Origin of the sequence: Affinundibacterium flavidum (assembly GCF_014284175.1) — a bacterium.
Classification (GTDB): domain Bacteria; phylum Pseudomonadota; class Gammaproteobacteria; order Burkholderiales; family Burkholderiaceae_D; genus Undibacterium; species Undibacterium flavidum.
This window is the reverse complement of the sequence record NZ_JACOGA010000008.1, coordinates 101,456-115,781: the sequence shown is the minus strand read 5'-3', so window position 1 is coordinate 115,781 and position 14,326 is coordinate 101,456. Positions and strand designations below refer to the sequence as shown.

General features: G+C 46.9%; 10 protein-coding genes. 7 read left to right on the top strand and 3 right to left on the bottom strand.

Annotation, left to right across the window (positions count from 1 at the left end; translation table 11 throughout):
• The first annotated feature begins 158 nt into the window (after positions 1-158).
• The 5 genes from metK to H8K55_RS09865 all read left to right on the top strand — a co-directional run bounded on the left by metK (position 159) and on the right by H8K55_RS09865 (position 8,281).
• On the top strand, positions 159-1,337 hold the full coding sequence (metK, locus tag H8K55_RS09885; protein WP_186941934.1) for a methionine adenosyltransferase: 1,179 nt from the start codon (positions 159-161) through the stop codon (positions 1,335-1,337).
• Positions 1,338-1,353: 16 nt separating this feature from the next.
• A complete protein-coding gene (locus H8K55_RS09880; RefSeq protein WP_230408554.1) occupies positions 1,354-2,268 on the top strand; it encodes a M14 family zinc carboxypeptidase in 915 nt (304 codons plus the stop codon).
• A gap of 186 nt (positions 2,269-2,454) precedes the next feature.
• Positions 2,455-4,539, top strand: a complete 2,085-nt coding sequence (locus H8K55_RS09875; RefSeq protein ID WP_186941933.1) for a prolyl oligopeptidase family serine peptidase — start codon at positions 2,455-2,457, stop codon at positions 4,537-4,539.
• A 157-nt stretch (positions 4,540-4,696) separates the two neighbouring features.
• Complete coding sequence (locus H8K55_RS09870; RefSeq protein WP_186941932.1) at positions 4,697-6,448, top strand: ABC transporter ATP-binding protein; 1,752 nt, start codon at positions 4,697-4,699, stop codon at positions 6,446-6,448.
• Between the two features lie 87 nt (positions 6,449-6,535).
• The gene (locus H8K55_RS09865; RefSeq protein WP_186941931.1) at positions 6,536-8,281 is read left to right on the top strand and encodes an ABC transporter ATP-binding protein; all 1,746 of its coding nucleotides are present in this window, start codon (positions 6,536-6,538) and stop codon (positions 8,279-8,281) included.
• A 13-nt stretch (positions 8,282-8,294) separates the two neighbouring features.
• Here the strand turns inward: H8K55_RS09865 and H8K55_RS09860 are convergent, their stop codons facing one another.
• Entirely contained in the window at positions 8,295-8,957 is a 663-nt protein-coding gene (locus H8K55_RS09860) for a hypothetical protein (RefSeq protein WP_186941930.1), read from the bottom strand.
• 194 nt (positions 8,958-9,151) lie between these two features.
• On the opposite strand from H8K55_RS09860, the gene H8K55_RS09855 reads away from it, so the two are divergent.
• On the top strand, positions 9,152-11,395 hold the full coding sequence (locus H8K55_RS09855) for a penicillin-binding protein 1A (protein WP_186941929.1): 2,244 nt from the start codon (positions 9,152-9,154) through the stop codon (positions 11,393-11,395).
• A 187-nt stretch (positions 11,396-11,582) separates the two neighbouring features.
• On the opposite strand, the gene H8K55_RS09850 is transcribed toward H8K55_RS09855, so the two are convergent.
• Both H8K55_RS09850 and H8K55_RS09845 read right to left on the bottom strand, forming a co-directional pair.
• Positions 11,583-12,182, bottom strand: a complete 600-nt coding sequence (locus tag H8K55_RS09850) for a DUF2242 domain-containing protein (protein WP_222612431.1) — start codon at positions 12,180-12,182, stop codon at positions 11,583-11,585.
• Between the two features lie 32 nt (positions 12,183-12,214).
• Entirely contained in the window at positions 12,215-13,288 is a 1,074-nt protein-coding gene (locus tag H8K55_RS09845; RefSeq protein WP_186941928.1) for a 3-deoxy-7-phosphoheptulonate synthase, read from the bottom strand.
• Positions 13,289-13,565: 277 nt separating this feature from the next.
• Here H8K55_RS09845 and H8K55_RS09840 point away from each other — a divergent pair, with 277 nt between their 5' ends.
• Positions 13,566-14,105: a hypothetical protein gene (locus tag H8K55_RS09840; RefSeq protein ID WP_186941927.1), complete on the top strand. Its 540-nt coding sequence runs from the start codon at positions 13,566-13,568 to the stop codon at positions 14,103-14,105.
• The last annotated feature ends 221 nt before the right edge of the window (positions 14,106-14,326 follow it).

Below are 14,326 nucleotides of genomic sequence, written 5' to 3'. Positions count from 1 at the left end.
TGTGGACATAATATCTAGGTAACTCCAGATAACTAAAGATGCCCCCGCCGAGTTAAACAGACAACTTGCGAAGCGGGTAATAAATTTCGCTAAAGCGTCGCAGGATCTCTTTGTTGACTGCGGCTTAATGTCACTTACGCCACTTATAGGAGCCTGCGATGGCAAATGATTTTCTCTTCACTTCAGAATCAGTTTCTGAAGGTCACCCAGACAAAGTTGCGGATCAGATTTCTGATGCGATTTTGGATGCCATTTTTGAACAAGACCCACGTTCTCGCGTTGCTGCTGAAACTTTAGTCAATACTGGCTTAGTCGTATTGGCAGGTGAAATTACGACGAACGCGCACGTTGACTACATTCAGGTTGCGCGCGATACGATTAAACGTATCGGTTATGACAATACCGAATACGGTATCGATTACAAAGGTTGCGCGGTTTTAGTCGCTTACGACAAGCAATCTAACGATATTGCACAAGGTGTCGATCACGCTTCTGATGATCACTTAAATATCGGCGCTGGCGATCAGGGTTTGATGTTTGGTTATGCTTGTGATGAAACGCCAGAACTCATGCCAGCACCGATTTACTATGCGCACCGCCTAGTCGAGCGTCAAGCACAGCTGCGTAAAGACGGGCGTTTGCCATTCTTGCGTCCGGATGCTAAAGGTCAGGTCACGATGCGTTATGTCGATGGCAAACCACATAGTATTGATACGGTGGTACTGTCAACCCAGCATAGCCCGGATCAAAGCGACGGCAATAAAATGAAGCCTTCTTTTATCGAGGCGATTGTTGAAGAAATTATCCGTCCGGTATTGCCCGCAGAATGGTTGAAAGATACAAAGTTCCTGATCAATCCTACAGGTCGTTTTGTCGTTGGTGGTCCACAAGGCGATTGCGGTTTAACTGGTCGTAAGATTATTGTTGATACTTACGGCGGCGCTTGCCCTCATGGCGGTGGTGCATTCTCTGGTAAAGATCCCACTAAAGTCGATCGTTCCGCTGCTTACGCGGCACGTTATGTGGCGAAGAATATTGTGGCGGCTGGTTTGGCGAAGCAATGTCAGATTCAAGTTGCGTATGCGATTGGCGTAGCACGCCCTATGAACGTCACTGTCTACACTGAAGGTACAGGAGTGATACCAGATGAGCAAATCGCTGCTTTGGTGAACGACATGTTTGACTTGCGTCCACGTGGCATTATTCAAATGCTGGATTTGTTGCGTCCTATTTATACCAAGACAGCGGCTTACGGTCACTTTGGTCGTGAAGAGCCGGAATTTACTTGGGAACGTACGGATAAGGCGCAAGCCCTGCGTGCTGCTGCGGGTCTGTAAGTTCATTGGAAATTTTTTGTTTTCTAACTATTTTCCCGTGTTGTTGAAAACGATAGAGCAAACTAAGAGAGCGATGCTACTGTTGAGTACATCGCTCTTTTGCGTTTTGTATTTAGGCGCTACGCCAGTTCTGGCGCAGACTGCCAGTGCACAGAGTAAGATTGTAGGTGATTGGTGCAAGCAAATTACGCCACGCTTACCTAAAATTTCTCTGAACGATTGTCGCAATAGTAAGCTCATTCCAAGTGGCGCTAAGTCGTACAAAGGTCAGCCTTTAATGACACGTGATTTTCAAGTTGATCCACGTCAGAAAAAAGCGATACGTGTGTTACTGATAGGCGGTATCCACGGCGATGAAAAAACCGCGACTGCAGTCGTGTTCAAATGGTTAGCCAGCATGCATAAGACTGGCCAGCAAGAATTTCAATGGAAAGTCGCTCCTTTGATCAACCCTGATGGATTGCTGGCAAGCAAAGCGACGCGCGTGAACGCCCGTGGCGTTGATTTAAACCGTAATTTCCCGACACCAGATTGGGATCAAGAAGCTTTGCAATATTGGGAGCAAAAGACGAAAAGCGATCCGCGTCGTTACCCAGGTAAAAAACCCATTTCAGAGCCTGAGAGTTTGTGGGTTTTTAATACCATCAAATCTTTTAAACCCGATGTCATCATTTCAGTGCATGCACCATTTGGCGTACTCGATTTGGATGGGCCGGCACAACCGCCAACGCGCTTTGGTCGTCTGCATTTTAATCGGGTTGGCGTTTATCCCGGTTCACTTGGTAATTACAGCGGTATGCATCAAGAAATTCCAGTGCTGACGATAGAGTTGCCACACGCGTTAAACATGCCGAATCAGAATGAAATTATCCGTATCTGGCAAGACATGCAGGGTTGGATACGAAATAATGTCGCTCGACGTAAGTCGTAGTTTTTAGCGCGATTTGCTACCAGTAAAGTATTTCTAAGCTTTTTTTCTTATCATTAAATTTTTCAAATTTTCTGTATTTTTCTCTGCACTTTTCTGCAATCTACCTGTCAAATTAAACTTGCGTTTATACTGCTCGATTCATTTTCAGAAATGAATTCAATCAAATTAATTTTTTCGAGAATATTTATGAAAACAAAAATGAAGTTAATTGCCGCTACGGTATTACTGAGTTGCACGTATGGCGCAATGGCACAGGTCGAAGATAAACATCAGTGGCTAGAAGATGTCGGTGGTGAGAAGGCTTTAGACTGGGTCAAAGCACGCAATCAAGAGACTCGCCAAAAATTAGACAATGACGCAGGATTTGTGAAGTTGCGCAGCGATTTGCAAGTGATTCTTGATTCTAAAGATCGTATTCCCGGTATACAAAAAATCGGCAACGCTGTGTACAACTTCTGGATGGATGCCGAGCATCCGCGCGGCGTATGGCGTAAAACCAGCATGGCAGAATATCGTAAGCCTCAGCCAAAATGGGAAACCGTATTGGATATCGATGCGATTGCCAAAACAGAAAATGAAAATTGGGTTTTTAAAGGCAGCCAATGCCGTGAACCTGAATATGATCGCTGCATTATCAATCTCTCACGTGGTGGTGCGGATGCTGTGACCATACGTGAATTTGATTTGAAGACAAAACAATTCGTGAAAGACGGCTTCTCTTTGCCTGAAGCAAAGATGAACGTGTCCTGGCGCGATAAAAATACCTTGTTCATTGGGACTGATTTTGGCCCCGGATCTTTAACTGATTCTGGTTATCCACGCATCGTCAAAGAATGGGCGCGCGGTACACCGATTAGTACTGCGAAAACGATTTTCGAGGGACAGAAAGAGGACATCAGTGTGTCGGCTTCACGTGTCAGTCACCGTGGAATTACGCATGAAATCGTGAATCGCGCGGTGACTTTTTATACCTCAGAAGTATTTTTGATGCGTGGCAGTAAGTTGCAAAAGCTTGATATCCCGGCACAAACTGGCTATGAATTTTTCGGCAAACAATTTATTGTGACGCCGAATGAAGCTTGGACTACAGGCGGCAAGACTTATCCGCAAGGTAGTGTGCTAGCGATTGATTTCGATGCCTTTTTGAAAGGTGATCGCAACTTTACGATCTTGTTTCAACCAACGGAAGTAGCCTCATTCACCGGTATGACGGCGACAAAAAATGTTCTGTTGATGCAGTTGCTGCAAGACGTGAAAAGTAAATTAGTTGAATTGAAATTTGCCGATGGTAAATGGCTGGCACGTAGCGTGAATTTACCGACTATGGGTGCGGTTGGTGTGAGCGCTTTGGATGCGGATAAATCAGATGAGTATTTACTCAGCTATTCAGATTACTTGACACCTAGTGTTTTGCAATTAGCTAAAGCGGGTAGTGATCAACGCGAATTACTAAAATCCGCACCAGAATTTTTTGACGCGAAGAACTATAAAATCGTACAAAAATTTGCTAACTCCAAAGACGGCACTCGAGTGCCTTATTTCATGGTGCACAAGCAAGATCTCAAACTTGATGGCAGTAATCCTACACTGCTTTATGGGTATGGTGGCTTTCAGGTTTCTCTGACACCGTCTTATTCTGGCGGCACCGGCAAAGCTTGGTTAGAAAAAGGTGGTGTGTATGTCGTCGCGAATATTCGTGGTGGTGGCGAATATGGTCCACGTTGGCATCAGGCTGCATTGAAGCAAAATCGCCAGCGCGCTTATGAAGATTTCGCTGCCGTAGCAGAGGATTTGATCAGCAGCAAAATCACCACGCCGCAGCACTTGGGGGCAATGGGTGGCAGTAATGGTGGTTTGTTAGCAGGTGTCGCTTTAACTCAGCGCCCTGATTTATTTAACGCTGTGGTGAGTCAAGTGCCTTTGCTTGATATGCAGCGTTTTAATAAGTTGTTAGCGGGTGCATCGTGGATGGGCGAGTACGGTAACCCTGATGTGCCTGCTGAATGGGATTACATCAAACAATATTCGCCTTACCAAAACGTCAAAGCTGAAGTGAAATATCCGAATGTCTTGTTCATTACATCGACTCGTGATGATCGCGTACATCCAGGTCATGCGCGTAAGATGGCGGCAAAAATGTTGGAACAAGGTCATCAAAATGTTTGGTACTACGAGAACACAGAAGGCGGTCATGGTGGCGCGGCAAACAATGCGCAACGTGCGGATATGAGCGCAATCACGTATTCGTTCCTGTGGAATACGCTGAAGTAGCAGCACTCCATAAATTCAATTCTAGGGCGCTGCGCGTTGTTGCGAATGCGAGCAATATCGACTTAATTGCTCCGCCTCGCGCCTAGCGCAGCATCCCTATAATTGAATTTCTGAAGCACTGCTGAAAAGGAGAGATACTGAAAATGGAAATTGATTTATGACCCTGTACCAACTCCTTGGACAATTTATGCGCCAACATTGGCGTGCCTACAGTGCGTCGGCAGTGATGTTATTTTTGGTAGCGACGTTCACGATTTTAATTCCACGTAAAATCGGGCACATCATTGATGCGATGGTGCAGCAAAATTTAGGCGGTGAAGCCTTGATCTGGGAATTGGCGACCGTTGTGATGATGGGCGTAGCGATTTACTTTTTACGCGTCGGTTGGCGCTTACAATTATTTGCAGCTTCCTACAAATTAGGTGCACAGCTGCGTCTGCGCTTGTACCAACGCTTAAGCTTGCAGGGATCGGCATTTTTTCAGCAGCAGCGTATTGGTGATTTGATGGCGCTTGGCACGAATGATGCGGATGCGATAGAACTGGCAGCCGGTGAAGCGGCTCTGGCCGGTTTTGATGGGGTGATGACATTTACCTTAGTGATAAGCATGATGACTTTGGGCGTGGATTGGCGTCTCGCCTTAGCGACCTTGTTGCCATTCCCGTTTATGGCATGGGCATTTCGTAAAATTACGCATCACGTGCATGATGCTTCGAAAGATTCTTTAGAACGCTTTAGTAAGTTGAATGATCAGGTGCAGGAAACGATTTCTGGTGTGCGCATTTTACGTGCACTGGGTTTAGAGCAACGTAGTGCAGCACAGTTTGCACAGTTGGCTGAAGATGCCGCCGCCGCGAGTTTGAGTTCACAACGCTGGGAGGCAGCATATGAACCGGCTGTGGGCGTGACCCTCACTGCCGCTGGCGCGTTGACCTTGGGTGTCGGCGCTTATCTGGTCTGGCATGATGAAATGACGATAGGTAATTTGACCGCTTTTAGCATGTATCTGGGGCAACTGATCTGGCCTATGTTTGCCGCTGGCTGGGTCTTATCTTTATTAGAACGTGGCAAAGCAGCGTGGGGACGTTTGCGTCCAGTGTTAGAAGCTGATTTGGTGATACAAGATGCAGGTCAGATACAGAGTGATCCGCTTGGTAGCGTACAATTTGAAAACCTTAGTTTTGCCTATCCCGCACAAACCCATCTTGCACTAAAGAATTTAAGTTTTCGTGTGGAAGCTGGTCAGACCTTGGGGATTGTTGGCCCAACCGGTGCAGGTAAATCGACAGTCATACGACTTTTATTACGTCAGTTTGAAACTCAGCAAGGGCAAGTCCTGTGGGGACAGTATCGTATAGATGCCTATCCTTTGCAGCGTTTGCGCAATGCGATCAATTGGGTCGCGCAGGAGCCATTTTTATTTTCTGCATCGATCGCCAGCAATATCGCATTATCGAATCCACAGGCGACGCGAGAACAGATTATGCACGCTGCTGAACTGGCGGCGATACATGAGGATATTATGCGTTTTCCAGAGGGCTACGACACGCCGGTAGGTGAACGTGGCGTGACTTTGTCGGGTGGACAAAAACAACGCGTAGCGATTGCCCGTGCTCTGTTGACTGAAAGCCCTTTACTGCTATTAGACGACGCACTGTCTGCGGTTGATACGGATACCGAGACACGCATTCTGCGTCATCTGGCAGAATTGCGTGCCGCACGTCCGGAGCGTAGCGCGATTATCGTTAGTCATCGCTTAAGTGCTGTCGCTGAAGCCGATCATATTATCGTGTTGCGTGAGGGCGTCTTAATTGAACAAGGTAGTCATCAGCAATTATTGGCGCTAGAAGGCTGGTACGCCAGTCAATGGAAATATCAACAGCTGGAAGCGGCACTGGAAGCAGCTTAAGTTTTCTTCGCCGCCTGAAATTGCCAGCGCACGTTTCAGAACCTCTCTGTACAGAAATCGACCAATCAGAAATCGACCAATCGCATAATGAAACAAATCGCCTCCGAAAAGAAACTCGCTGTACAGCTACTCTTGCAAGCCGCGCAACCGGAAAAGCGTCACGTCGTGCTGGGAATTCTATTCTTGTTTTTAGCGTCAGGATTAGAAGCCTTGGGGCCGATACTAGGCAAAGCCTTCATTGACCATTATTTGCTGCCACGAAAAAACGATGTGTGGATGATGGCGACTTTATTGCTCACTTTTATTTTGACCGGTTGGTGGGCAACCTGGCTGCGCTATTTACAGTTGACGCGCTTGGCGGGTGTTGCGATGCGTTCCGTGCGTCGTTTACGCGAACAAGTCTATGCCCACGTACTGCGCTTACCGATGAGTTTTTTTGATAAAGCGATTACAGGACAATTGGTCAGTCGCGTCACGAATGATACCGAAGCAGTCAAAAATCTTTATGTGCAAGTACTGTTTGTGATGCTCGACAGTTCTATCGTGGTGCTCGGCGCTTTGTTGGCGATGGCATGGTTGGATTGGCGTTTGATGTTGATAGTCTTAATGCTGATACCTGCGGTGGTCGTCATTGTCTGGTTTTACCAGCGCTGGAGTGCGCCTGCAGTGACCCGTGCGCGTCAGATGCGCAGCGATATTAATGCACAAGTGGCGGAAAGTATTAATGGTATGAGTGCGCTGCAGGCATGTAATGCCGAACGCGCTTTTGGTGCACGTTTTGAAGCAACTAATCAACAGCATTATGGAGCGCGTGTGGATGAGTTGCGCGCGAATGCCTGGCTCCTGCGTCCAGCTTTGGATTTACTCAATTCTCTGTTATTGGTCGTGGTGATTTTTGTGTTTGGCCAGCGTAATTTCTCCGGTTTAGAAATCGGTATTTTGTATGCCTTTGTCAGTTACATCGCGCGCGTGGTGGATCCTTTGATACAAATTACTTTGCAATTTGGACAAATTCAGCAAGCAGTGATTTCCGCAGCGCGTGTTAATACTTTGCTGCAAGAACCAGCGGCGCTGGTTAAAGATAATGACGCTGAAATTAGCCGCGGCGAATTACGTTTGGAAAAAGTGGGTTTCGGCTACGACCCCGTCCAGCAGGTTTTGCATGATATTGATTTGCAGATTCCTGCTGGCAGTTTTTATGGGATCGTCGGACATACCGGTAGTGGTAAGTCGACCTTACTTAGTTTGTTACTCCGTTTTTATACTGCGCAGAGTGGCAAGATATGGATCGATGATTTGGACTTGGCAGAACTCAGCGACGAGCATTTCCGCGCCAGCGTCGGTCTGGTGCCGCAAGAGCCATTTTTACTGGCAGCGAACGCACGTGAGAATATCGCCATGGGTCGTGATATCAGCGAGGAAGATATTATCGCCGCGGCCAAAGCGGCGCGTGTTCACGACTTCATACTACAGCTCGAGCATGGCTATTTGACGCCATTGGGCGAAGGTGGGGCGAAGCTTTCAACCGGCCAAAAGCAATTGATCGCGATCGCCCGTGCTTTAGTCGGTAAGCCAAAAATTTTATTCTTAGACGAAGCGACATCCCATATTGATAGCGAGACTGAACAAGTGGTGCAGCTTGCACTGAATGCTTTGCGCGGTACAGTGACTATCGTCGCGATCGCACATCGTCTTTCAACAATACGTGAAGCCGATCAGATCGTCGTTCTCAATCATGGGCGTTTGATCGAGCAGGGCAATCACACTGAGTTAATGACGATAGAAAACGGCGTGTATCAAAAACTCTATCTATTACAGACTTTGGAAGAATAATCTTAAGAAATAATCAGCGCGGACAAATGACTTGCCGCACCTCTTCCTGATGTAAGTAAGTCCGTCCAGGATCGGGCGCTTTGTAACAGCGCCCATCAATCTTGCTGATCTGTGTTCCATCCATGGCTTTAAAAGTTTCTATCTGTAAATCTCGCGGCTTGCCTGCTTTTTCTATTTTGTGGGCAAGCTCATCCCATTTGTCTTTGTATGGATGGTTTTGTTTGCTCCAGTATTCGCGCACGATTTGGTTCGGTGGTTTGGCTGCTTGTAATTTCTGTTCGTCGAATCGCAAATCGCGTTCTAATAATTGGCTGATGCGACCGACATCGCGGTTTAGTTCGGGGCTTTTAACGGGAACCTCACTACCAGGCGGATTATCTCGTTTCGTTTCCGTAGTGATATTGTCGAACGCTTTGTTGCTAGTAATTGATAAGGGCGGGGTTGCTTTGGATCTTGTTCTCGTTTGCTCAGCTTTGTGCTGGTTTTGCTGCATTGGCATCGTAGGAGAGGTCGTTGATAAGACGAGTTTTTCAGTTTGTATAAACACTAATTGCATATTCGTCTTGGAAGCAGCGGGCTGCGAGCGATGCAGATGACTGAACAGCCAAATTGCTGATAAATGTAGCAATAATATGAGAAGAAATACAAGCAATTGATGGCGTGAAGATGCAGGCATAGTAAACCACGAAAAATAAACATGCGCTAGCCTAAGCGTTTTGATAATTCTGACCGTGGATTGATTGCCTTGGCTAGGAACACGCACTATCTGGTACTAAATCACGATACCCATCAAAGAAAAGCCTTGCGGTCAGATTTAGTCCGTTTACACTGTGCGTTTTCATTCTTCACCAGATATTCTGGTCGTCACCTATGAAATGGTTACTTGCTTTTGCTGCTGCCGCTACGATTTTTGTTCTGGCGCTACTGGCTTATGTTTTCTTGATCTTGGCACCTGGTTTACCAGAATTGACTGCGGTGACGGATTACAAACCGAAAATTCCTCTGCGAATTTATACCGCTGACAATACCTTAATCGGTGAATTTGGCGAAGAACATCGAGATTTTGTGCCGATTAAAGAAATCCCGGAATCCATGAAAAAAGCCGTGTTATCCATCGAAGATGCACGATTTTATGAGCATGGCGGTGTCGATTACATCGGTGTGGCAAGAGCTGTGGTTGCTACCGTTACTGGTGGCGTGCAACAAGGAGCATCGACAATTACGATGCAAGTTGCGCGCAACTTTTTCTTAACCCGCGAAAAATCTGTCACTCGTAAGTTACGTGAAATGATGTTGGCGCGACGTATTGAAAACGCACTGAGCAAAGATCAGATTTTAGAGCTGTATATGAATCAGATTTATCTCGGCCAGCGCACGCATGGTTTTTCTAGTGCGGCACGCACTTACTTTAATAAGAGTTTAAAGGAATTAACGATTGCAGAGACTGCGATGCTGGCGGGTATTCCGCAAAATCCAGCGCGGCATAATCCAGCAGTCAATTTTGAGCGCGCCAAGCAACGTCAGGTTTTAGTATTAAAAAGTATGTTGAAACATGGTGATATTACGCAGGCACAGTTTGATGTCGCGAGCAAAGAACGGCTGCACGTGAGCAAGGTTGCGCAGTTTGAATCACATGCGGCGTATGTTGCCGAAATGGTGCGTCAAAAAATCTACGAGCAGTTCAAAGAAGACACTTACACTGCAGGCATCAAGGTCATCACGACCATCGACAGAGACGAGCAAGATGCCGCCTATGAATCGCTGCGCCGTAATGTCTTGACCTATGATCAGCGGCACGGTTATCGCGGCCCTGAAGCTTTCGTAGAATTACCGACCGCAGAGGATTTGCGCGATGATGCGATTGATGAATTTCTGCAAAAATTTCCTTCCAGCGAAGGCTTGATTTCTGCTGTCGTCACAGCCGTGTCGCCTAAACTCATTAAAGCTGATTTAGCGACTGGTGAATCGGTAGAAATCAGTGGTGAAGGCTTGCGTTTAGCGAATGCAGCATTACAGCCGAAAGCGAATCGCGATTTAAAAATTCGTGTCGGTGCCTTGATACGCGTGATGCAAGATGCCAAAGGAAAGTGGTCGGTCACGCAAGTGCCCGAAGTCGAAGCGGCCTATGTGTCACTGAATGCGAATGATGGTGCTTATCGTGCTTTGGTCGGTGGTTTTGATTTTAATCGCAAGAAATTTAACCATGTGACGAGCGGCTGGCGCCAACCAGGTTCGTCGATTAAGCCTTTCATTTATTCCGCTGCGTTGGAAAAAGGATTTTCACCAGAAACCTTGATCAATGACGTGCCTTTGTCCCACACAACCGAAGAAGAATTGAAGTGGGACCCACGAAATGATGATGGCAAATACGATGGCCCCGTCGATATGCAACGTGCTCTCGCACAATCAAAAAATGTGGTGGCAGTACGTACCTTGAAAGCGATCGGCGCCAGTTATGGCCGAGACTATTTGCCCCGTTTCGGGTTTGATCAGAATAAGCACCCGGTGAATTTGACTTTGGCTCTGGGTACTGGTTCGGTCACACCATTGCAATTAGCGAGTGCTTACGCGGTATTTGCGAACGGTGGTTATCAAATCAAGCCTTGGTTGATTCAAAAAGTGATCGATGGCAAAGGTGCGGTCTTGTTTGATGCAAAAGTCGCCGAATTGCCGGGCGAAGATGCCCGTGTATTGGACAGCCGTAACGCGTTTGTGATGGACAGTATGTTACGTGAAGTTGTACGCTCAGGCACGGGTGCTGCTGCGACGCAAAAACTGGGACGTCGCGATTTGGCGGGTAAAACAGGCACCACTAGCGATGCCGTTGATGGCTGGTTCGCTGGTTATGCAGGGAGTGTCGTGGCAGTGTCTTGGATGGGTTTTGATGATCCAAAATCTTTAGGCGGTAGAGAGTTCGGCGCAACTGTGGCCTTGCCGATCTGGATTGATGCCATGCGTCATGCACTTAAAGGCAAGCCAGAATTTGTTCGTCCAGCACCGGAAAATTTGGTCTTTGTTGATGGTAAATGGATGTATGCCGAATATCAGAATGGCGCGGGTGTGAAGACTTTGGATATCGATGAAGTGCCTGCAGTCGTTCCACCTGAACAGTAAGCAAAAAAAAGCCCGCAATAGCTTGCGGGCAAAATCCACACCCTTGGAGGAGTAGTCAGATGAGCCTTCATCATAGCGATCGTTTATGACGCCATGATGACTTGCCGATCTTGCTGCCCTCCATACTTCCAACTATCCTTCCACCTACCTGCGCAATCTGCTGCACGTGGATTTTTCCGCTATTGAATTACGGTTGAGATCGCCCGTTAGCAGAACCAGTTTCGGCCTTCGTGGATTCAGGTTCAGGCACTTTTACATCATCCAGATAGCGTTCGACTAAATCATAAAAGCGTTCGTACAATTTGGCTTCGGAAATCGTTTCACTCGCCACCTTCACCATAGAATCGTTACTTGCGCCAAAAGGTAATGAGATTGAACCTATACCACCCACGCCAAGACTGGCGTTGGAACTATTTTTCTTGAGCGCATAGCGGTCACGCACCGCATTCGCAAAAATTGTCGCGCTATTACTACCTTTGCTATTCGCCGCACAGACGATATTGAACTCTATCTCCACGTGGGTTTCATCATCGGATTGAAATTTACGTCGTCCTTTGACATTATTTTCATTTGCCTCATGAATGATATAACCCTGACTGAGCAAAGCGCGACGTGATGCTTCGCACGCTTCTTGCTCGTTACCGGGAACAGCATAGGTGAACATCTCTGCCATCCCGAATTCATCTTTATGCATGATGGTTTTTTTCGGTGTTGTATTGCAGGCAGTGAGGCCACCTGTCAATAAGATGGCACTTGTGATCAAGAGAAGTTGTTTGAGACTTTGCATGAACGTAATTTGTTTGATCAATCAGAACTGGATTATGCCTGAATTGTTGTTTGGCGCTGGCGCAAACGTGCTGCTGCATCCCGTATCATCGTCTCCGTCGTCGTCCAATCTACACATGCATCTGTCACGGAGCAACCGTAAATCAATTGACTTAAATCTTCGGGAATTTTTTGATTCCCGGCAACGATGTTCGACTCTATCATTAGGCCAACTAAAGCTTGATTGCCATTGACGACTTGATTGATGACATCGGCCATTACCAGCGGTTGTAGTTCAGGCTTTTTATAACTATTCGCATGTGAACAATCGACGATGATATTCGCTGGTAATTTTGCTTTCTTTAAGGCTTGTTCCGCCATTGCGACCGAGACCGTATCGTAGTTTGGACGACCATCACCACCACGCAAGACGACGTGACCATATTGATTACCACGCGTGCGTACTACCGATACTTTCCCCTGACCATTTAAACCCAAGAAAGAGTGCGGATGGGAAGCCGATAAAATCGCATTGATCGCGATACTGATATCGCCGTCGGTACCATTCTTAAAACCTACCGGTGTGGATAAGCCGGAAGACATTTCTCTATGCGTTTGAGATTCTGTGGTGCGGGCGCCGATCGCGGTCCAGGCGATTAAATCGCCCAGATATTGTGGAGAGATAGGATCGAGCGCTTCGGTGGCGGTTGGCAAACCAAGTTCGCAAATATCGAGTAAAAATTGACGGGCTTTTTCCATACCCAAATCGACTTGAAAAGAATCATCCATCAAAGGATCATTGATATAACCTTTCCAGCCCGTGGTGGTGCGTGGTTTTTCAAAGTACACGCGCATGACCAAGAGCATGCTGTCTTTGACTTCTTCCTGTAAATTTTTTAGGCGACGTGCATAGTCCAAACCTGCGACCGGATCGTGAATGGAGCAGGGACCGACCACCACGATCAATCGCTGATCTTTACGATCCAAAATATTCTTTAAGCTTTCACGTCCTGCATCGACTACGGTTGCTGCATGTTCTGACAGTGGTAGCTTGGCATGTAATTCTTCCGGCGTTGGCATGGGAGCGAACGAGGTGACATTGATATTTTCTAAATCCTGGCTATTCATCGTGGGTAATCCAAGTAGGAGAGTAAGTGAGAGAGTAAGTGAGAAGGTAATAAGTTGGCTTCTATTATAGGGCAGCACGGCTTTTTGGTTTATGCGCCATGCCTTGATTTGCATGCAGAAATCGCCACAATTTCAATAAATCCCCTCATTTCTTAGATATCGCAATGCTTATGGCGGAATTAGCCGGTATTTCCGTGCTTATTCCAACGATGGGAGTTTAGATACTTTTCTTACACTGGAGCCAATATCAATTAGCTAAACAATGGTGAGGTGCTTTATGCAGTCCAGTTCCACGGCCCAGCAGCGTGCGCAGTATCGTGAATCTAAGCCTTTGCACGGTGTTCCTGGGAATGTCTATATCTTGCGTAATTCTGGCTTGAAGGAAGGTTTATTGCAGATAGGATTGAGTCGGCGCTCTGGCTGGGCGAAGGCTTTAGAACTTAATCGCGATAAGACGAATACTATTCCGGGCAATTATGAGTGCATATTTGAAATGCGCGCGCAGGATGGTGGCGGGGCGATTGAGGGCATATTTCAAGCTTTGCAAAACGTGCGATGTGGTCGCCGCGAGCAAGATTTTTTTGAAGTGGATGTGCGTCGAGCCGAAATTATTATTGATCAATGCATCCGCGATGCAGACTTAAAATTTCAAAACCGCTTTCGACAAGAGTCGGCCTTGCGTGAGTATTTGGAAAAAGAAAATGCAGCAAACGCAGAGCAGGCAGTCGACACACAATTTACAAGTCCAAGCACACCCGTAGTGCGCGAAGGAATATTCAAGAAAGCTTTTTCCTGGATGTCGGGCGTGATGAATTGAACGATTCAATGTTGCGCGTATTCTGTAAATATAAAAAATAGGGTTTACGCAAAATTAATCTGACTAGAGCTTCATTAAGTAGGGCGCGCCGCGCGCACCAAACATATTGGTGACTGAGGTGCGCACGGCGCACCCTACCTAACTCCATTGATTCCTAAGACCAATACGACTTTCGCTCTCTTTGTCGCGCGCTACAAAGGAACGCAGCGAGGCCAGTATCA